This window comes from Micromonospora pisi, assembly GCF_003633685.1.
Lineage (GTDB): Bacteria > Actinomycetota > Actinomycetes > Mycobacteriales > Micromonosporaceae > Micromonospora_G > Micromonospora_G pisi.
The window spans coordinates 5,937,868-5,956,378 of record NZ_RBKT01000001.1 but is presented as its reverse complement, the minus strand read 5'-3'; the positions used below and the strand labels follow the sequence as shown (position 1 = coordinate 5,956,378).

At 72.1% G+C, this 18,511-nt stretch carries 21 protein-coding genes; 10 read left to right on the top strand and 11 right to left on the bottom strand.

Annotated features, from left to right (window positions below; all coding sequences use genetic code 11):
* Nucleotides 1–83: 83 nt before the first annotated feature.
* Nucleotides 84–1,268 (top strand): acyltransferase family protein, encoded by a 1,185-nt coding sequence (locus tag BDK92_RS25535; RefSeq protein ID WP_121162569.1) that lies wholly within the window; start codon nucleotides 84–86, stop codon nucleotides 1,266–1,268.
* A 1-nt stretch (nucleotide 1,269) separates the two neighbouring features.
* Here BDK92_RS25535 and BDK92_RS39750 read toward each other — a convergent pair whose 3' ends face one another.
* Nucleotides 1,270–1,902, bottom strand: coding sequence for a GNAT family N-acetyltransferase (locus BDK92_RS39750; RefSeq protein ID WP_211349369.1), 633 nt, complete (start codon nucleotides 1,900–1,902; stop codon nucleotides 1,270–1,272).
* Nucleotides 1,903–1,991: 89 nt separating this feature from the next.
* Here BDK92_RS39750 and BDK92_RS25525 point away from each other — a divergent pair, with 89 nt between their 5' ends.
* Nucleotides 1,992–3,077 carry a threonine aldolase family protein gene (locus BDK92_RS25525; RefSeq protein ID WP_121158985.1) on the top strand — a complete coding sequence of 362 codons (1,086 nt, stop codon included), beginning with the start codon at nucleotides 1,992–1,994 and terminating at the stop codon, nucleotides 3,075–3,077.
* Nucleotides 3,078–3,123: 46 nt separating this feature from the next.
* Here BDK92_RS25525 and BDK92_RS25520 read toward each other — a convergent pair whose 3' ends face one another.
* The 3 genes from BDK92_RS25520 to BDK92_RS25510 all read right to left on the bottom strand — a co-directional run bounded on the left by BDK92_RS25520 (nucleotide 3,124) and on the right by BDK92_RS25510 (nucleotide 4,997).
* Nucleotides 3,124–3,471, bottom strand: coding sequence for a GNAT family N-acetyltransferase (locus BDK92_RS25520; protein WP_121158984.1), 348 nt, complete (start codon nucleotides 3,469–3,471; stop codon nucleotides 3,124–3,126).
* 41 nt (nucleotides 3,472–3,512) lie between these two features.
* A complete protein-coding gene (locus tag BDK92_RS25515; RefSeq protein WP_121158983.1) occupies nucleotides 3,513–4,484 on the bottom strand; it encodes a pirin family protein in 972 nt (323 codons plus the stop codon).
* 162 nt (nucleotides 4,485–4,646) lie between these two features.
* Nucleotides 4,647–4,997, bottom strand: a complete 351-nt coding sequence (locus BDK92_RS25510) for a winged helix-turn-helix transcriptional regulator (protein WP_121158982.1) — start codon at nucleotides 4,995–4,997, stop codon at nucleotides 4,647–4,649.
* 126 nt (nucleotides 4,998–5,123) lie between these two features.
* Between BDK92_RS25510 and BDK92_RS25505 the strand changes: the two genes are divergently transcribed.
* Nucleotides 5,124–6,242, top strand: coding sequence for an NAD(P)/FAD-dependent oxidoreductase (locus tag BDK92_RS25505; protein ID WP_121158981.1), 1,119 nt, complete (start codon nucleotides 5,124–5,126; stop codon nucleotides 6,240–6,242).
* A 175-nt stretch (nucleotides 6,243–6,417) separates the two neighbouring features.
* Here BDK92_RS25505 and BDK92_RS25500 read toward each other — a convergent pair whose 3' ends face one another.
* Together BDK92_RS25500 and BDK92_RS25495 are read right to left on the bottom strand one after the other, a co-directional pair.
* Entirely contained in the window at nucleotides 6,418–6,882 is a 465-nt protein-coding gene (locus BDK92_RS25500) for a hypothetical protein (protein WP_121158980.1), read from the bottom strand.
* Nucleotides 6,879–7,397, bottom strand: coding sequence for an RNA polymerase sigma factor (locus tag BDK92_RS25495; RefSeq protein WP_121158979.1), 519 nt, complete (start codon nucleotides 7,395–7,397; stop codon nucleotides 6,879–6,881). Before BDK92_RS25495 ends, BDK92_RS25500 begins: the two co-directional genes overlap by 4 nt.
* A gap of 231 nt (nucleotides 7,398–7,628) precedes the next feature.
* Here BDK92_RS25495 and BDK92_RS39160 point away from each other — a divergent pair, with 231 nt between their 5' ends.
* The 3 genes from BDK92_RS39160 to dprA are packed head-to-tail and all read left to right on the top strand — an operon-like array spanning nucleotide 7,629 to nucleotide 10,527.
* Entirely contained in the window at nucleotides 7,629–7,769 is a 141-nt protein-coding gene (locus BDK92_RS39160) for a hypothetical protein (RefSeq protein WP_170208683.1), read from the top strand.
* Complete coding sequence (locus BDK92_RS25490) at nucleotides 7,766–9,286, top strand: YifB family Mg chelatase-like AAA ATPase (RefSeq protein ID WP_121158978.1); 1,521 nt, start codon at nucleotides 7,766–7,768, stop codon at nucleotides 9,284–9,286. Before BDK92_RS39160 ends, BDK92_RS25490 begins: the two co-directional genes overlap by 4 nt.
* On the top strand, nucleotides 9,283–10,527 hold the full coding sequence (gene dprA / locus BDK92_RS25485; protein ID WP_121158977.1) for a DNA-processing protein DprA: 1,245 nt from the start codon (nucleotides 9,283–9,285) through the stop codon (nucleotides 10,525–10,527). Before BDK92_RS25490 ends, dprA begins: the two co-directional genes overlap by 4 nt.
* A 32-nt stretch (nucleotides 10,528–10,559) precedes the next feature.
* Here dprA and BDK92_RS25480 read toward each other — a convergent pair whose 3' ends face one another.
* Complete coding sequence (locus BDK92_RS25480; RefSeq protein WP_170208682.1) at nucleotides 10,560–11,393, bottom strand: endonuclease/exonuclease/phosphatase family protein; 834 nt, start codon at nucleotides 11,391–11,393, stop codon at nucleotides 10,560–10,562.
* Nucleotides 11,394–11,771: 378 nt separating this feature from the next.
* Between BDK92_RS25480 and BDK92_RS25470 the strand changes: the two genes are divergently transcribed.
* The 3 genes from BDK92_RS25470 to BDK92_RS25460 are packed head-to-tail and all read left to right on the top strand — an operon-like array spanning nucleotide 11,772 to nucleotide 14,783.
* On the top strand, nucleotides 11,772–12,557 hold the full coding sequence (locus BDK92_RS25470; protein WP_147457114.1) for a hypothetical protein: 786 nt from the start codon (nucleotides 11,772–11,774) through the stop codon (nucleotides 12,555–12,557).
* 50 nt (nucleotides 12,558–12,607) lie between these two features.
* Entirely contained in the window at nucleotides 12,608–13,549 is a 942-nt protein-coding gene (locus BDK92_RS25465) for a tyrosine recombinase XerC (RefSeq protein ID WP_121158973.1), read from the top strand.
* 49 nt (nucleotides 13,550–13,598) lie between these two features.
* On the top strand, nucleotides 13,599–14,783 hold the full coding sequence (locus BDK92_RS25460) for an aminotransferase class V-fold PLP-dependent enzyme (RefSeq protein WP_211349367.1): 1,185 nt from the start codon (nucleotides 13,599–13,601) through the stop codon (nucleotides 14,781–14,783).
* Here the strand turns inward: BDK92_RS25460 and BDK92_RS25455 are convergent.
* Nucleotides 14,674–15,426 carry a murein hydrolase activator EnvC family protein gene (locus BDK92_RS25455; protein ID WP_121158972.1) on the bottom strand — a complete coding sequence of 251 codons (753 nt, stop codon included), beginning with the start codon at nucleotides 15,424–15,426 and terminating at the stop codon, nucleotides 14,674–14,676. The genes BDK92_RS25460 and BDK92_RS25455 overlap by 110 nt on opposite strands.
* 201 nt (nucleotides 15,427–15,627) lie before the next feature.
* Here BDK92_RS25455 and BDK92_RS25450 point away from each other — a divergent pair, with 201 nt between their 5' ends.
* A complete protein-coding gene (locus tag BDK92_RS25450) occupies nucleotides 15,628–16,761 on the top strand; it encodes a sulfite oxidase (RefSeq protein WP_121158971.1) in 1,134 nt (377 codons plus the stop codon).
* A 74-nt stretch (nucleotides 16,762–16,835) separates the two neighbouring features.
* Here BDK92_RS25450 and BDK92_RS25445 read toward each other — a convergent pair whose 3' ends face one another.
* Genes BDK92_RS25445 through BDK92_RS25435 form a run of 3 tightly spaced genes read right to left on the bottom strand, consistent with a single transcriptional unit; the run spans nucleotide 16,836 to nucleotide 18,441 of the window.
* Nucleotides 16,836–17,159 carry a DUF2469 domain-containing protein gene (locus BDK92_RS25445; RefSeq protein ID WP_121158970.1) on the bottom strand — a complete coding sequence of 108 codons (324 nt, stop codon included), beginning with the start codon at nucleotides 17,157–17,159 and terminating at the stop codon, nucleotides 16,836–16,838.
* Complete coding sequence (locus tag BDK92_RS25440; RefSeq protein ID WP_121158969.1) at nucleotides 17,156–17,968, bottom strand: ribonuclease HII; 813 nt, start codon at nucleotides 17,966–17,968, stop codon at nucleotides 17,156–17,158. The genes BDK92_RS25445 and BDK92_RS25440 overlap by 4 nt, the downstream gene beginning before the upstream one ends.
* On the bottom strand, nucleotides 17,968–18,441 hold the full coding sequence (locus BDK92_RS25435; RefSeq protein WP_121158968.1) for an NUDIX hydrolase: 474 nt from the start codon (nucleotides 18,439–18,441) through the stop codon (nucleotides 17,968–17,970). Before BDK92_RS25435 ends, BDK92_RS25440 begins: the two co-directional genes overlap by 1 nt.
* Nucleotides 18,442–18,511: the final 70 nt, after the last annotated feature.

Sequence of the window (18,511 nt, the reverse complement as noted above, 5' to 3'; positions counted from 1 at the left end):
ACCAGCCGAAGCGGGCGGATCATTCCCGAATGCCAACGGCAGCGGTGGTGCTCCCCGGACCACCGACTAGAGTGCCGGAGGTCATGACGACCACCCTCACGCCCACCACCGCTGGCCAGTCCCGCAGCAAGCTGCCGTCGTTGACCGGCCTGCGCTGGGTCGCCGCGATGCTGGTTTTCGGTTTCCACGTCGGCACCATGCGGATCATCGCCGAGCCCGACTACCAGGCGGTGGTCGGCAAGCTGTTCACCCTCGGCCTCTCCGGGGTGCAGTTCTTCTTCATCCTCAGCGGCTTCGTGCTGGTCTGGTCGGCCCGTCCGGGCGACACACCGCTGGCGTTCTGGCGGCGCCGGATCGCGAAGATCTTCCCCAACCACGTGGTGCTGTGGGCGGCGGTGCTCCTGCTCGGGATCTACTTCGCGGACCCGTTCAACCTCAAGGTGGCGCTGACCAACCTCTTCCTGGTGCAGGCGTGGAACCCGACACCGGGATGGTTCTACAGCGTCAACACGGTCAGCTGGTCGCTCTCCTGCGAGCTCTTCTTCTACCTCTGCCTGCCCCTGGTGCTGCCGCTCATCCGCCGGCTACGCCCGTGGGCCCTGGTCGCGATCGTGGTCGCGATGCCGCTGCTGATCCTCGCCATGTGGCCGGGGCAGCTGCTGGTGCCGGAGCCGGACCGCTGGTGGTTCACCCAGGTGTTCCCGCTGGTGCGCTCGCTGGAGTTCTGGATGGGCGTGGCTGCGGCCGAACTGATGGTGCGCGGCCGGTGGCGCGGCCCCAACCTGAAGATCGCCAGTGTGATCTTCGTGGTGACGTGGGTGGCGGCCAGCCAGTGGATCCGCGCGGAACTCTGGACGACGCTGCTCGCCGCCGTCTACGTACTGGTGATCGCGGCGGCGGCGGACGCGGACGTCCGGGGGACCTGGTCGCCGTGGCGCTCCCGGCCGATGCGCTGGCTCGGCGAGGTCTCGTTCGCCTACTACCTGGTGCACGTGTTCGTGGTGACCAGCGTGCTGCGGGCCACGAACCATCTGAACGGTTTCCCGGGCTGGCAGGGCCCGGCCGCCGCCGTCGGGTTCCTGCTGCTCAACCTCCTCCTGGCCGGACTGCTGTTCCACTTCGTCGAGACACCGATGATGCGACTGCTCTCGCCCCGGCGCCGCCGCCCGCACAGCATGGCAGCAGTGCGGATACCGCGTCAGACCAGCGCCGGTGACCGTACCGCCCGGGAGGCCGACGCCGCCCGGGATCCGGAGCGGGTCACGTAGGTCAGCCGGTGACCGGGCGCCACATCGGCTGGACGCCCGGCCCGTCGTCGGGCAGGTCGATCGGGTCGCCGAGGGGACGGAACCCGTACCGTTCGTAGAGTGCCCGGTTCCGTGGCGAACTGGCCTCCAGGTAGGCCGCGACCCGGTCGGCGTCGGCTCGGGCCAACTGGTAACCGAGCATCGCCCCACCGAGCCCCCGGCCACGGCACTCCGGTACGACCACCATCTGTTGCAGGTACCAGTGCGGCTCCCCGCGTGGGTGGCGCCGCTGGGTCAACTCGTGCACGAGCGCCATACGCGGCGCGTACTCGCCGTACGCCTGGGTGAAGAAGGCGGTCAGCTCCGCCGAGCCGACCTCCGGCGGAACACTGCTGCCGTCGTCGAACTCCCATACCGACAGCCCGGCGACGCTCGTCTCCTCGGTGCCGGCGACCAGGACCGTGCTGCCGGAGATGGCGCCCCTGATCCACTCGATCGTGGTCCCGTCGTCGGAGCTGAGCCGGTCCCGACGAGCCCGCTCGTCCGGCACCACCCAACTGACCACCGCCTCGTCCAGGCTGGCCTGAGCCAGCGCCGCCGCGATCACGGCCGCGTCGTCCACGCCGGCCGGTCGTACGATCAGGCTGTCGGACATCGATCTCCTCCTCGGTCGGGCACCGGACCCCAGGTCGATAGCCATAGTGGACGTTGCCAGACGTTGGCACCCCGAGCATGCTTCGACTCATGACCGCGTCCGCCGCACCGCCCCCGATCCGACGCTCCCTGTTCGCACACGCGCCGGTCCGGCGGACGCCCCAGGCGGTGCTGCGGGCGCTGCTCGACCGGGTCGACTCCGACACTCCCCCGGGCGGCCCGGACGGTCCGGTGGCGCAACTCGAACGGCGCCTCGCCACCCTGTTGGGCACGGAATCGGCGCTCTTCTTCCCGACCGGGACGATGGCGCAGCAGGTGGCGCTCCGGATCCACGCGGAACGGCGCAACCGGCTCGCTTTCGCCGCGCACCCGCAGACCCACCTGGACGTCTGGGAGGCCCGGGGCTACCAGGTGGTGCACGGGCTGCGGTTCCACCCGGCCGGCGACCGCCACCGGCTGATGACCGGTGCGGATCTCGCCGAGGTCGGCGAGCCGCTCGCCGCCGTGGTGTGGGAACTGCCGCAGCGCGACATCGGCGGCCAGTTGCCCGAGTGGGACGATCTGCGCGAGCAGGTCGCCGCCGTACGCGCGAACGGGGCGGCGGCACACCTGGACGGCGCCCGGATCTGGGAGGCGCAGACGTACTACCGCCGCCCGTTCGACGAGATCGCCGGCCTCTTCGACACGGTCTACGTCTCGCTCTACAAGGCGCTTCATGGCGTACGCGGGGCTGTCCTCGCCGCCGACACCGCGACCATCGACACGGCCCGGGTGTGGCGGAGCCGCCTCGGCGGCGCGATCCACGACGCGTGGCCACTCGCCCTGGCGGCGCTCGCCGGACTTGACGAACTACTGCCCCGAATGCCGGCCTACCGCGACCACGCGATCGCGCTCGCGACCGCGATCAACGCCGACGGGACGGCGCTGGCCTGGCCGAACCCGCCGCAGACCCCGCTCTTCCACGTGCACCTGCCGGCCGGCCCGGCGGCGGTCGAGCGGGCCGGCGCCGCGCTGCTGGCCGAGACCGGAACCCAGCTCTTCGCCCGGATCCGCTCGGCCCCGGACCCGACCCGGTGCAGCTTCGAGATCAGCGTGGCCGAGAACGCGATGGAGTTCACCCCGGACGAGGTCGTCGACCTGCTCCGGGAACTGCTCCAGCGGGCGGCACGGGGCTGACCACCGACCCGCGCGGCGGGGCCGCGAACGGCTGTCGCCTACCTGGCTACGCGCCGCTCACGCGGGCGAGCAGGTCGGGGGTGACCGGGTCGACCAGGTCGCCGTACTCGGGGTGGCGGTCCAGGTACGACTTCACGAACGGGCAGATCGGGACGACCCGCAGACCGGCCGCCCGTACGTCGTCGAGCGCTTCGGCGACGAGCCGGGTGCCGAGCCCGTGGCCGCCGTACTCCTTGCCGATCTCCGTGTGGAAGAAGACACGCTGCCGGTCGTGGTCGAAGAACTGGGTGAATCCGGCGACCTGACTCGCGACCGTGATGGTGTACCGGTGGCGCCGCGCGTCCAGCTCGACGATCGGGTCGGCGGACGAGTCCGTCGCGGAAGGGTTCGTCATGACAGTCTCGTCTCCAACTGTGAGGTACGGGGCCAACCGGTTCAGGAGCGCAGTTTCAGTCGGCCGTTCGGCAGCGGCGGGGCGGGAATGAGGTGCTGCCAGTCCTCGGGCAGTGTGCCGTACGGCGAGCCACCGCCGTCACCGCCACCGAATGCCTGCGCCTGCCACCGATCCCGGTACTCGACGATCTCCTCGTGCGTACGCCCGATGAAGTTCCACCACATGATGATCCGCTCGCCCAGCGGTTCTCCGCCGAGCAGCAGGATGCGGGCCGGTCCCTGCCCTGCGGTGATGGTCAGCGTACGCGGCCCGAGCGGGACGAAGAGCAGTTCCGACTGGCCGACGCCGGCACCGGCGACGGTGATCCGGCCGTCGTCGACCAGGATGCCGTGCTCGAACGTGGGGTCCACCTCGATCGTCACGGTGGCCGCCGGTTCCAGCCGCACCTCCGCTCCGACCAGTCGGGTTGCCGTACGCACCGGCGAGGTCGCGCCCATCAGGGTGCCGATGAAGACGCTCACCCGGGCCCCTTCGATCCGGAACGGTTCCGGGGCGTAGTGCTCGAAGCGGGGCGCGGTGTGGCGCTCGCCGTCCGGCAGCGCGATCCAGAGCTGCGCACCCCGTAGGACCGTGGTGTCAGGGGTCGAGATCTCCGAGTGGGCGATGCCGCGACCGGCGGTCATCAGGTTCACCTCGCCGGGGCGGACGGTCCGGACCGAGCCGACCGTGTCCCGGTGCTCGATCTCTCCGTCGAAGAGCCAGCTCACGGTCTGTAGACCGGTGTGCGGGTGACCGTTGACCACCATGCCGCCGGTGCTCTCCACCTGGTCCGGGCCGTAGTGGTCGACGAAGCACCAGGCGCCGATGAGCGACCTGGCGCGCTGCGGCAGGGTCCGCCGTACGTTCAGGGCCCGCAACCCGCCGAGCGGAACCTCGCGTGGCTCCAGGATCTGCAGCCCCTCCGGGCCGGACTCGCAGGTGGTGAAGTCGGGCTCCGCCTCGGTCGTACTCACAAGCCCTCCCGCTGGTAAGGAGGGGCCCCTTGTTAACTCATCTGGTAGAGGAAGGGGCCCTTCCTAACGCCTTGGACGCAGCGAGCCTAGCTCGCGCGGAGCTGGCGCGATCGGTCACGTGATCGGGGTCGACGGCCTTGGCCGGCAGCGGAGCACAGGGGGTCAGTTCGACCCGGCGGGCAGGTGCTCCTCGGCCCAGCGGGCGATCTGCCGCAGGGCCGGAATCAGTGCCTGTCCGGCGGCGGTGAGTTCGTAGGAGACCGAGACCGGCGGGCCGGGGTCGACCGTGCGGGTGATGACCCCCACCTCGGTCAGCTCGGACAACCGGTCGGAAAGCACCGAGTCGCTGACACCCTCCACCGCCCGGGCGAGTTCCCGGAAGCCGGCTGGCCCGGTCCCCAGGACGCCGACGACCACACCGCTCCACCGCTTGCCGAGCACACCGAAGGCCCGCGACAGCGAGGCGTCCGCGCGTGCGCACTCCTCGGTTGCCTTGCGGACGGGTCGGGTCATATCCCCAAGCTAGCAGATCCGTTGGCGCTCGTCTTTTCGAAGTTGCTAGTGTTGCGACCGTTGCATCTAAATCAGGTGTAACCACGAGAGCAGATGCGACATCGAGAACAGAAGTGAGAGCGAAGTATGACGGAGATAACCCGGCCACGTCCGAAGGTGGCGGTAATTGGTGGCGGATTCGGTGGCGTCAGGGTCGCCAAGGGGCTCGACGACATCGCCGACGTGACCCTCGTCGATCCCTCCGACGCCTTCCTGCACAACGTGGCGTCATGGCGGGCACTGGTCGAGCCCGAATGGGTGGACCGGATCTTCCTCCCGTACGACCGGCTCCTGCGCCACGGCCGGTTCGTGCACGACCGCGCCGTGGCGGTCGACGGCCGGCAGGTCACGCTCGCCGGAGGCGAGCGCCTGGAGCCGGACTACCTGGTCCTCGCCACCGGCTCGTCCTACCCGTTCCCCGCCAAGAGCGACGAGGCGCGCGGCGCCACCGCCCGGGCCAGGTTCCGCGCCGCGCACCAGGAACTGCGGGACGCGCGGCGGGTGCTTGTCGTCGGCGCGGGGCCATCCGGCCTGGAACTCGCCGGTGAGATCAAGTCGTTCTTCCCGGAGAAGCAGGTCACAGTCGTCGACGCCGGACCCGACATCCTGCCCGGACCGTACGAGCAGGCGCTCCGCGACGAACTGCGCGGACAGCTCGACAAGCTCGGCGTCGAGCTGAGGCTGGGCAGTCCACTACGTGATCTGCCCAGCGTCACCCCGGCCACCACCGCCCCGGTGTCGGTCACCACCATCGGCGGTGAGGAGCTGGACGCCGACATCTGGTACCGCTGCTTCGGCACCGGACTCCAGACCGACTACCTCCGGGGCACGCTCGCCGACACCCGCGACGAGCAGGGCTACCTCCGGGTCGACGACCAGTTGCGGGTGGTCGGTCAGGAACGGATCTTCGCTCTCGGCGACATCGCCGACGCCGACACGAACCTGGCCGGACGGGCCATGCAACAGGCGGACCTGCTCGCCGCCAACCTTCGCGCCGAGATCACCGGCGAGGGCGAGATCACGTCGTACCGGCGAGGGCCGACGGTCGCCGTCATCCCGCTCGGCCCCGACGGTGGGGCCGGGCAGCTCCCGTGGATCGAGGGGATCGCCGGGCCCGAAGCCGTCTCCGAGATCAAGGGCCGTTCCATGCTGGTCGAGATGAACTCCGTCCTGTTCGACGCACCGGTCGGGGGCGACCAGTCCTGACCGGCACGGTCGGTTCCGGATGCCGCCCCCGACGGCCCGGCGACACGACCACGTGTCGCCGGGCCTGCCCGCCCGCCCCCGACGGGCTCCCGACGGGCTCCCGACGGGCTCCCGCTCCGGGCCACTTTTCAGTGCCGGTCGCCCACGGGCGCGGCGCGTCGGTGGGCGGCGGGGATCAGCGGCCCAACCGCTCCTTGCGGGCCAGGAGGGCCGACCTCGCCCGGCGGGCGGTGCGCAGGTTGACCACCGCCAGTACGCCCAGCGCCAGCACGCCCAGCGCCAGCACGACGACGAGCAGCGACGGCTCGAGCTGGTGCCGCGCGGTGGTGATGACCAGCGCGCCGACGGTGAACAGCAGCCAGGCGCCGAGCCCGAGCCAACCGGCGACGACGCGGTCCCGGGCGAACAGCGGCGTACGGCGGGTCACCGCCCAGCCACCGAACGCCGCCCAGCACAGCCCGATCGCCACCAGCACCGCGAACGCCACCTCCGTACGCGGCGGCAGCCCCGGCTCGGTCGCCCACAGCAACCCGACCAGACCACTGCCGGCGAGCCCGGCGAGGGCCAGCGTCACGTAGCCGACCCGCCGCCGCAGCGACAACGGCGCGTCCAGCCGCTTGAGGAGATCTTCCGGCGTCATGCCTCGTATCCCTTCCTCGACAGTTCGTCTCGCAACAACTTCCGTGCCCGGTTGAGGCGTGACTTGACGGTGCCGACCGGGACCGCACAGATCTGTGCGCACGCGTCCAGCGGCAGATCCTCGACGTAGAACAGCAGGAGCACCTCCCGCTCCCGTGCCGGCAGCGCCGCCAACGCACCCCCGAGCGTCTCCCGGTCGACGACACCCTCCGCCTCGTCCCCGCCGGCTACGTCTTCGACCAGCTCCGGTTCAGGATGTGCGTACACGTCCCGTAGCCGGTTCATCACGGCCCGGCGGGCAATGGTGAACAGCCACGGCGCGAACCGGTCCGGTTGACGGAGTCTGGGCAGCCCCTTGAAGACCGCCAGCCACACCTCCTGCACCACGTCGTCGTCGGGGCCGGCGAGCATCCGCCCGACGTACCGCTCGACCGCTGCGTGCCAGGTCCGGACCAGCTCGGCGAACGCGTCGCGCTCGCCGAGCTGACAGCGGACCACCAGCAACTCATCGCTCATCTGCCCTCCTTCGCCTCTTCAGTCGGTACGCGCGCCACGGAGGTTCATCCCGGCCCCGGCGTCTTCTCGAAACGATGACCGTGGAGCGGGGCCGGGCACCAGTGACGCGGGGCCGGCGGGGCCTAGCACAACGAGGGCATGATCGTCCGGCTGTCCACAGCGACCCAGGTTGTCCACAGCCAACGTCCGGCGGGCTGCCGGCGAGGTGGGGGTTCGGCCAGGGTCTGACCCATGACCACCAGCCCCAGACCCGACCGGCGGCTCCCCGGCCCGTACCCGGACCGCCGCCTCCCCGAGCTGCCCACGATCCGACCCTCGAACCGGCCCACGGACCACCGACGGGACGGCGCCGACCCGAGCGGCGCGTCGTGAGCTACGCCAAGGTGCTCTGCGTCGGGCTGGTCGGGGTGACCGGACACCTGGTCGAGGTCGAGGCCGACCTCGCCCCGGGCCTGCCCGCCGTCGTCCTCTCCGGTCTGCCGGACACCGCGCTCAACGAAGCCCGCGATCGCGTACGCGCCGCCGTGGTCAACACCGGCCAGCGCTGGCCCAACCGCCGGATCACCGTCAACCTGCTCCCCGCCACACTGCCCAAGCACGGCTCGGGATTCGATCTCGCCATCGCGGCAGCGCTGCTCGGCGGCACCGGCGACCTGCCACTCGCACCGCTGGACGGCGTCGTGGTCCTCGGCGAACTGGGACTCGACGGTACGGTTCGGCCGATCCGGGGCGTGCTGCCGATGGTCGTGGCGGCGGCCCGGGCCGGTATCACCCGGGTCGTCGTACCGATCGACAACGCCGCCGAGGCGGCGGTCGTACCCGGGGTACGGGTCAGGGCGGTGGAGAGCCTGCACCGGCTGGTCGCGTACATCCGGGACGGGGCCGCGCTGCTCGACCCACCGCCACGCCACGGCGCCCCACCGCCGCGGGGACCGGACCTCGCCGAGGTTGCCGGTCAGGGCCTCGGCCGGCGCGCCGTGGAGGTCGCCGCCGCCGGCGGTCACCACCTCGCGCTGCTCGGCCCGCCCGGCGCCGGCAAGACGATGCTCGCCGAACGACTCCCGTCGATCCTGCCCGAACTGGACGACGAGACCGCCCTGGAGGTGACCGCGCTGCACTCCATCGCCGGCCTCCTGCCACCCGGCGGAGAGCTGGTACGCCGCCCACCGTTCCAGGCCCCGCACCACACCGCGACGGTGCCGTCGCTGGTCGGCGGCGGCACCGGACTGGCCCGACCGGGCGCCGTCTCGCTGGCCCATCGGGGGATCCTCTTTCTCGACGAGGCCGCCGAGTTCGCCTCCGGCGCGCTGGACGCGCTGCGGCAGCCGCTCGAACACGGCCGGGTGGTGCTGAACCGGGCCCGGGGCGGCACCGAATATCCGGCCAGGGTGCAGTTGGTGCTCGCGTCCAACCCGTGCCCCTGCGCGAAACCCGCCGGGGACACACACTGCGAGTGCACCCCGCTGGCCCGGCGGCGGTACCTGTCCCGGATCTCCGGCCCGCTGCTGGACCGGATCGACGTGCAGGTGACGCTCACCCCGCTGCGCGCCGCCGAACTCATGGCCAGCGCGGAGGCGAACGAGTCGTCGGCCGTGGTCGGGGCGCGGGTCGCCACGGCCAGGGCGGCCGCCACCGCTCGCTGGGCGAAGCTGGGCTGGAAGGTCAACGCCGACGTACCCGGCCCGTATCTGCGGCAGGCCAGGTGGCGACTGCCGGCGGCGAGCACCGTGCAACTGCGGCGGCGGCTGGACAGCGGCTCGCTCTCCGCCCGTGGATTCGATCGGGTCATCCGGATGGCCTGGACCATCTCCGACCTCGACGGGCGGGAGCGGCCCGGTGCCGACGACGTCGCCGAGGCGATCCAGCTACGCACCAGGGAGACGTCATGAGCACACCGCTCCAGCCCGCCGTCGGCGAGTCCACCTCCACGGATCACCTGACCGAGGTACGGCTCGCCCGGATCGCGTTGACCTGGCTCACCGAACCGGGCACCCGGTCGGTGCACCGGCTGGTGGGCGCGTACGGGCCGGTCGGCGCACTCGACCGGCTGCTCGCTGGCGACGTACCGGACCGGCGGTTGCGCACGGCGGTGGCGGCCCGGCGGGCGGCGGGCGACCCGCGTGACGTCGCGGCGGCGGCGCTCGCCCACACCGAGCGGCTCGGCGCCCGGATCGTGGTCCCGGAGGACGACGAATGGCCGCAGCAGGTACGTGACCTGGAACTGCTGTCGCTGCCCGGTGCGGAACGGACGATCGACCAGGAGACCGCCCCACCGCTCGCCATCTGGGTACGCGGACAGCACCTGCTCGCCGAGGCACTGTCGCGGGCGGTCGCCGTGGTGGGTGCGCGGGCGGCGAGCCCGTACGGCGCACACGTCGCCACCGAACTCGGTTACGGACTGGCCGAGCGGGACTGGACGGTGGTCTCCGGCGGTGCGCACGGGATCGACGCCGCCGCCCACCGGGGCGCGCTCAACGCGGGCGGGCTGACCGTCGCCGTACTCGCCTGCGGCGTCGACCGCCCCTACCCGGCCGGCAACAGCTCGCTCTTCGACCGGATCGTCGAGACCGGCCTGCTGGTCAGTGAGTGGATGCCCGGGGCCGAGCCGCTGCGGCACCGGTTCCTGATCCGCAACCGGCTGATCGCGGCGGCCACCGCCGGCACGGTGCTGGTCGAGGCGGCCGCCCGCAGCGGCGCCACCCAGACCCTGCGGCGCGCGCTGGCCATCAACCGCCCGGCGATGGTCGTCCCCGGTCCGGTCACCTCCGCGATGTCGGTCGGCGCCCACGAACTGCTCCGCGAACATCCGCGCACCCGGCTCGTCACCGGCCTGCCACACGTACTCGAGGAGGTCGGCCGGATCGGCGCCGACCTGGCACCGCCGGCCCGCGCACCCCGGCAACCCCGTGACCTGCTCGACGACGAGTCCGCGCTGCTCCTGGAGGCGCTCCCCCGCCGGGGCACCCTCGACCCGGACGCGCTCGCCGCCCGAGCCGGTCTGGACGTACGCACCACGCTGCGCAAACTCGCCCTGCTCGAAGACCTCGACCTGATCGTCCGCCGCGACGACGGGTACGCGATCTCCGTACCGTCAGCTCGCCCGACGACGGCGGACCCGACGCTTCTCTAGGGAGGCGGCCGCCCGCCGGGCTTCCTGGTTCGTCACGCAAGCCACGCACCAGGCGGGTGCTCGGGTACCGCCAGATCGGCAACCACCCCGAAATGGTCGCTGGCCCACACCCCGTCAACGGGTTCGTCGAAGGCCAGCCGGCAGTCGACGATGTCGAGCGTGGGGCCGTGGACGCCACAGCGAACCAGAACGTAGTCGATGCGGCGTCCCAGCTCCAGTGACATCTCGCCGGCCCGCTCCAGCGGGTTCAGTGGCGTGAAGGTGTGCCCCGGGTCGTCCGGGTGTATCGCCGCCCACGCGTCGCGGTACGCGACGCTGCTCCGGTGCAGCGACTGCCTGCCCGTCCAGAACCGCACGCTGGCGGAGTCGGGAGTGTCGTCGAAGTCCCCGGCCAGCACCACGTGCAGGTTCCGCCCGGCGAGCTGCTCCTCGACGAACTCAGCGCAGGCGACGGCCTGCAGTTCGCGTTCAAGGGCGTAGCCCACCTGGTACGTCGGTTTGTGGTGGACGAACAACAGCGGCCCGATCGGCGGTGGCGCCTCGACCTCACACACCACTGCCGCGCACCACGGCAGGTCCACCCGATCGGTCACGTGCAGATCGACCTCACGAACCGTACCGACAGGCCACCGGCTCGCGAGTGCGGCACCGACGCCGTCGCGGGAGCGCCCGGAGTGGCGAACGACGTGATAGTCCGGGCCGAGCAGATCCAGCGCCTGGTCGTAACCATTGCCCCAGACCGTCTCCTGCAACGCGACCAGATCAGGTCGCAGCCTCGCCAGCCCGGCCTGCAACACCGGGCGGCGACGCCCCCAGTCGCCGTGGTCCGGCGAGAGCAGGTTGAGCGTCACGACCCTCAGGTGCACCGGCTCCACACCTGTCGGGACGCCGGCTTCCGACTCGGCCACAGGGTTCAGATACCTGAAAGGCCGAGCGCCCAAACGTCTCGACTCCACCGTGCTCGACCCGCCCGCACTCCGCGACCGCCTGCGCACCCTCCCGCGCCCTACGCGCGGGCAGCCCAGCAGCCCGGTCGGCGACCATCAAGTCGCGTCCACGATGGACCGCACATCGGGATCGGCGGTCATTCGGCCATGCTGCCGCGTCCGCCGGAACTCCGAGCCTCCCACCACCGGAAACGTCACGGCCCTTGGGATCACCGCGCCCCACGTGAGCGACGTCATCTCAAGCGCGTAGCCTTCCGCACGGTTTACCGCAAACATGCTCAAACGGAGGATCCGCCAATGGCTCTGGTACGACGCGCTTCCGTTCTGGAGAACGCCGGACAGCTTGTGGTGACCGCAGTCGGCCGGGTCGCCGCCGCCCGGGCCGACTCCGCGCAGGTCGGCACCGCCCAGGTGTCCGCCGCCGAGTCCACTTCGGCCGGTGGCGACGCCGCGATGACCACGGACCCCGGTCAGCCGGCCGGCGGCGGTGACGCGAACGGGACCTCTTCCGAGGCCGCCTCGGCCACCTCGCAGCAGGCCGGATTCGGTGCCGTACTCGCGGCGTTCGCGACCATCGGCGTCGGCGGTTACGGCGCCTGGGCGGTCTGGTCCAGCGGCAACGCGGCAACCATCATCCAACCGGCGGACACCACCGCCGTCTTCGGTACGTTGCTCGTCTTCGCCGCAGCGGTCGAACGGGTCCTGGAGCCCTTCTCCCGGTGGTTCCCGGGTCGGCGCACCGAGGCCATCCTCGAACAGTCGATCGTGGCACTGGCGAACCGGACCAACCCGACGCACGACGACCTGGTCGCGGTGGCGCAGGCGAAGGCGAAGGTCGAACGGGCCCGGAGCAACCGTACGGTGGTCTCCTGGGGCATCGCGACCGCGCTGGCCACGGTCGCCTCCAGCGCCGGCGGCTTCTACGTCCTGCACGCGGTCGCCGGCCCGGAGTGGAAGGGTCTCCCGGTCTGGGTCGACGCGATCATCACCGGGATCATGGTCGGCAGCGGCACCAAGCCGGTGCACGACATCATCAGCCGGGTCCAGAACGCCAAGGAACAGGCACAGAACCCGACCGCCTGACCGGCGCGCCGGCTTGACTGCGACCGGGATCCGGCCCACGGTCGGAGTCGATGAGCCGCGAGACCAGTAGTACCCGGGCGGTGCACGAGCGCCTGCCGGAGCCGATGCGTGACGTGGTGGACGACTTCGCCCGGCACCTCTCCCGGGTCGACAACCGCTCCACCCACACCGTCCGGGCGTACGTGGCCGACCTGGTCTCGCTGCTCGACCACGCCGTCCGGATGGGCTGTGGCACGCCAGGTGAGCTGGACCTCGCCGTACTGCGGAGTTGGCTGGCGAAGCAACGTACGCTCGGCGCCGCCCGTACGACGTTGGCCCGGCGGGCGGCGTCGGCGCGTACGTTCAGCGCCTGGGCGTTTCGCGCCGGCCGGATCGCCGGCGATGTCGGCGCCCCGCTCGCCAGTCCGAAGGCGCACCGGGAACTACCCACCGTGCTCCGGGCCGACCAGGCGACCGCCCTGGTGCTGGCCCCGGGTGACGAGGCGTCGCCGGAGCTGCTGCGCGACCGCGTCCTGCTCGAACTTCTCTACGGCACCGGGGTGCGGGTCAGCGAACTCTGCGGGTTGGACACCGGCGACGTCGACCACGGCCGGCGGGTTATCCGGGTGCTCGGCAAGGGCGACAAGGAACGGTCGGTCCCGTACGGCCTGCCGGCCCAGCAGGCGCTCGACAACTGGCTGCGGCTGGGCCGGCCGGCGCTGGCCGGGCCGGGGAGCGCCGACGCGCTGCTGCTCGGGCTGCGGGGCGGCCGGTTGCAGCCGACCATCGCCCGCCGGGTGGTCGGCGGTTACGCCCGTGCCGCGAACCTTCCCCGGACCACCCCGCACGGGCTGCGCCACTCCGCCGCCACGCACCTGCTGGAGGGGGGCGCCGACCTGCGCTCGGTGCAGGAGATGCTGGGCCACGCCTCGCTGTCCAGCACCCAGATCTACACCCACGTCTCCGCCGAGCGTCTGCGCGCCGCGTACCGCCAGGCGCACCCCCGTGCCTGACCCCGGCTTCCCCCGTCCGTCCGGAGAGCGGCAAGGATAGGATGATCACGTGAGCGACGCAGCGTCACTGCCGCCCGAACCGATCCCCGGGGCCCGACTCTTCTTCTCGCTCGACCCGGCGGTCACCCACCTCAACCACGGCTCGTTCGGCACCGTCCCGGTCACCGTGCAGCGCGCCCAGCAGCGGCTACGGGACGAGACCGAGACCAACCCGCAGCGGTTCTACACCGTCGGGCTGACCGATCGGATCGCGCACGCCCGCCGCTACCTGGCCACCTTCCTCGGTGCCGACCCGGAGGGCACCGCGCTGGTCGGCAACGCCACTGCCGGGGCGGCGGTGGTGTTGCAGTCGTTGGGGTTGGAGTCGGGCGACGAGGTGCTCAGCACCGATCACGGGTACGGCGCGGTCGCCTTCGCGGTCGAGCGGGAGTGCCGGCGTACGGGCGCGGTGCCGCGGACGGTGCCGGTGCCGCTCGCCTCCTCCGACGAGGAGATCGTCGAGATCATCCGCACCGGTCTGCGCCCCGGCCGTACGAAGCTGCTGATCGTGGACCAGATCACCTCGCCGACGGCCCGCCTCTTCCCGGTCGAGGCGATCGTCGCCGTCGCCCGCGAGTTCGGCGTACCGGTGTTCGTCGACGCGGCGCACGCCCCGGGCATGCTGCCGGTGGAGGTGGACCGGATCGGCGCCGACTTCTGGGTCGGCAACCTGCACAAGTGGGCGTACGCACCCAGGGGGACGGCGGTGCTCGTGGTGGCGCCACGGTGGCGGGCGCGGATCGAGCCGCTGGTGGTCTCCTGGGAGCAGCCGACCGGTTTCCCGCTCAACGTCGAGTACCAGGCGACGCTTGACTACTCCGGCTGGCTGGCCGCCCCGGTCGGCATCTTCACCCTGCGCAACCTCGGCGTCGACCGGGTCCGGGCGCACAACGCCGCGCTCGCCGCGTACGGGCAGCGGGTTGTCGGTGCGGCGCTCGGCCTCGGGCCGGCCGACCTGCTCGACCCCGGCGGACCGACGGTCTCCATGCGGCTCCTGCCGCTCCCGGACGGCGTCGCCGCCACCTTCCCGGACGCGCTCGCGCTGCGGCAGCGGGTCGCCGAGACGCTCAACGCCGACATCTTCGTCACCCCCTGGAACGACCGGGGTTGGCTGCGACTGAGCGCCCAGGTCTACAACCGGGCCGAGGAGTACGACCGGCTCGCCGAGAGCCTCCCGGGCCTGCTCGCCGCCTGACCACCCCGGCCGGTCGCCGGGGTGAGCCGAGTAGGCCCCGGGTGAGCGCCGGCAGCAGCCGGACCCGACCGAGCCCGAGCAGCGCGAGAGGGTCGAGGTAGCGTTCGTCCCGGCGCAGGCCCCAGTGCAGGCACGCCGGCTCGGGGCAGCCCGGGTGGCCGGGGACGAGCACAGCGAGCGGGTCACCGGCGGCGAGCCGGTCACCGACCCGCACGGTCGGGCGGACCGGTTGGTAGGTGGTACGCAGCCCGACCGGATGGCTGACGCTCACCGTCGGCGTGCCGGCCACGTCACCGGCGAAGAGCACCACCCCGGCTCCGGCCGTGTGGACCACCGCACCCGGCGCCGCCGCGAGATCCACCCCCCGGTGGCCGGGTTGCCACGGCAGCGGCGGCGGGTCGAATCGGCGCGTCACCCGGGGTACGCCCGCCAGTGGCCAGCGGAAGGTCGGCCGGACCGGCGCCCCGGCCAGCGGCCACAGGACCACCGCCTCGGCGCCCACCGACCGGGGTGCCGGCGCCCCGAAGCCGACCCGCCGCACGGTCGGCGTCCCGGCCGCCGGGCGGGCCGGTGGTGGCGGCGCGGCCACCGTGATCAGCACGGCGAGGGCGACCCCGCGCAGCGGATGCAGGTAGGTCCTCATGGCGGGGAGCCTGGCCGGCGGCCGGGTGCCTGCGCAACCGGTCCGGTCCCGGGTTGTGGACGGGCGGGACCGCTGTGGAAAACGTCCGCTGAGCCACTTGATCTGCTATGGGCGCCAGCCCGCCGGGGCAGCTCGCCTAGGCTTGCCCCGGGTACGCCCGCCGACGACGACGCGCGGCCCGAGCAGGGAGAGGCCAAACTGATGAGCACCGTGGACGAGGTGAGTCGCCCCTCGCGGCTGGCGGAGCCGGGCGAAGGCATCACCGCGGAGGAGTTGCAGCTCGCGGCCCGCAACCACGGGTTGCCGTTGGAGGCGCTGCGCTACGACGTCACCCCGGTCGGGCTGCACTACCTGCTCACCCATTACGACATCCCGGAGACCGACGCGGCGCGCCACACGCTCACCATCGAGGGCCGGGTGGACCACCCGCTCGTACTCGACCTGGCGGAGCTGCGGCGGCGTCCCCGGGTCACCCACCGGGTGACCATGGAGTGCGCCGGCAACGGGCGGGCCCTGCTGGAGCCACGCCCGGTGAGCCAGCCCTGGCTGGTCGAGGCGGTCGGCACCGCCGACTGGACCGGCACCCCGCTGGCACCGCTGCTGCGCGAGGCCGGCCTGTCGGCGGACGCGATCGAGGTCCTCTTCACCGGCGCCGACCACGGGGTCGAACGCGGGGTGGAACAGGACTACCAGCGCTCCCTGCCGGTGCCGGAGGCGCTACGCGAGGACGTGCTCCTGGCGTACGAGATGAACGGTGCCCCGCTGCTGCCGCAGCACGGCGCCCCGCTGCGGCTGGTCGTGCCGGGCTGGTACGGCATGACGCACGTGAAGTGGCTGCACCGGATCGAGCTGCTCGACCGGGAGTTCGACGGCTACCAGAACGCGGTCGCATACCGGGTCCGTCAGCACGCGGACGACCCCGGGGTTCCGGTGACCCGGATCGAGCCGAGGGCGCTGGTCCAGCCTCCGGGTTTCCCCGACTTCATGTCCCGGACGCGGGCGGTGCGCCCCGGCACGGTTCCGGTGACCGGGCGGGCCTGGTCCGGTCACGCCCCGCTGACCGGGGTCGAGGTGACCGTCGACGGCGGCGTGACCTGGGAGCCGGCCACGCTCGACCCGGCGGTCGAGGCCACGGATACCGGTCTGACCGGCGCGGAGTGGGCCTGGCGCCGTTGGCGGTACGACTGGGCGGCGACCCCGGGGCGGTACACGCTGAGCGCGCGGGCGACCGACGCGTCGGGGCGTACGCAGCCGGTGGAGCAGCCCTGGAACCGGGGCGGGTTCGCGAACAACCTGGTGCAGCGGGTCGAGGTCCTGGTGCTCGCCGACCGGTAGACGAATCACGGCGCCGGTAACAGGGTTACCGGCGCCGCCGTTCGTAGCTCAGTACGCGTCCGTGCCGCGAAGGCTCAGTTACCGAAGCCGGAATCCGCTGGAAGGGAGATCTCCGGCTTTTCCAGCTCTTCTACGTTGACGTCCTTGAACGTCATGACCCGGACATTCTTCACGAATCGCGCGGGTCGGTACATGTCCCAGACCCAGGCGTCGTGCATCTCCACCTCGAAGTAGACCTCGCCGTCCGAGTTCCGTACGTGCAGGTCAACCTGGTTGGCGAGATAGAACCGGCGTTCGGTCTCGACCACGTAGGAAAACTGGCGGACGATATCGCGGTACTCCCGGTAGAGCTGCAGCTCCATCTCGGTCTCGTACTTCTCGAGATCTTCCGCGCTCATCGCACTCCGCCTTCCATGGCCACATCTTCCCCCACCGACGCTGGCGGCCGAGGCTGCTCCCCCAACGCCACGCCGACGGTACTCCCTAGCGGGGTCGTCCGCTTCCTTGACTCGACCCGGCCGACCCCGATCGGGCGCCGGGCCCGTGGCGGGCTCCCCGCACGACCGGAGATCGACGCCACGTTCACGTACGAGAAGCGGTGCTCCTCGCACGGTCCGTGCCGTTCCAACGCGGCGGTGTGCTCCGCCGTGATGTAACCCTTGTGCTCGGCGAAGCCGTAGCCGGGGTACCGGCCGTCCAGCTCCACCATGATCCGGTCCCGGGTGACCTTCGCCAACACGCTCGCCGCCGCGACACAGGCCGCAACCTGGTCACCCTTCCACACCGCCAGCCCCGGCACCCCGAGGCCGTCCACCCCGAACCCGTCGGTGAGGACGTACTCCGGCCGGGTGGACAGGGACGCCAGGGCGCGGCGCATCGCCGCCAGGTTGCACACGTGCAGCCCACGGGCATCCACCTCGTCGGCCGGGATGACCACCACCGCGTACGCCAGCGCCTGCTCGACCACCGCCCGGTAGACCCGCTCGCGCGCGGCCGGGGTGAGCAGCTTCGAGTCGGCCAGCTCGTCGATCTCGCCGCGCCGCCCCTCGGGCAGCACCGCCGCCGCGGCCACCAGGGGGCCCGCGCAGGCGCCCCGACCGGCCTCGTCCGCCCCGGCGACGTACCGGAAGCCACGCCGTTGCAGCGCCCGCTCCAACGCGTACAGGCCGCCCTCACGGCGGACCACGGTCCGTGGCGGGGTCAGCATCAGCGCTCACCGCCCAGCAGCCCGCGCAACAGCACGGGAAGCTCCGCCGGGTAGAACCGCTCCGGGGTGACCTCCAGCTCGGCCACCGACCACCACCGGTGTTCGTCGATGGAGTCCCGCTCGATCTGGTCGAACCCGGTGGTGTCCACCTCGAAGGCGGACGGCCCGGCCGGCAGCCGGAACAGGAAGAACTCCTGCTGCTGGCGGTACCACCGGCCACCGAACGAGAACTCGGTGGTCTCCTCCCAGACCGGGGCGCCGAGCTGCTCCGGGGCCAGCCGCAGGCCGGTCTCCTCGGCCAGTTCCCGGACGGCCCCGACGACCGACGACTCACCCGGATCGAGCCCGCCACCGGGGCTGAACCAGTAGCGGTGTCCCGGACGGGCCGGGTCCCAGCCGTGGAACAGCAGCACCCGGTCTTCGGCGTCGAGCAACAGCACCCGGGCGGCCTGCCGAGGGGTGAAGACAGTCACCGGATCAGCCTAGACGCGCCCGGTGGGACCGGGTACGACCGGCCGCCCCGGGATCCGGCGCAGCGGTGAC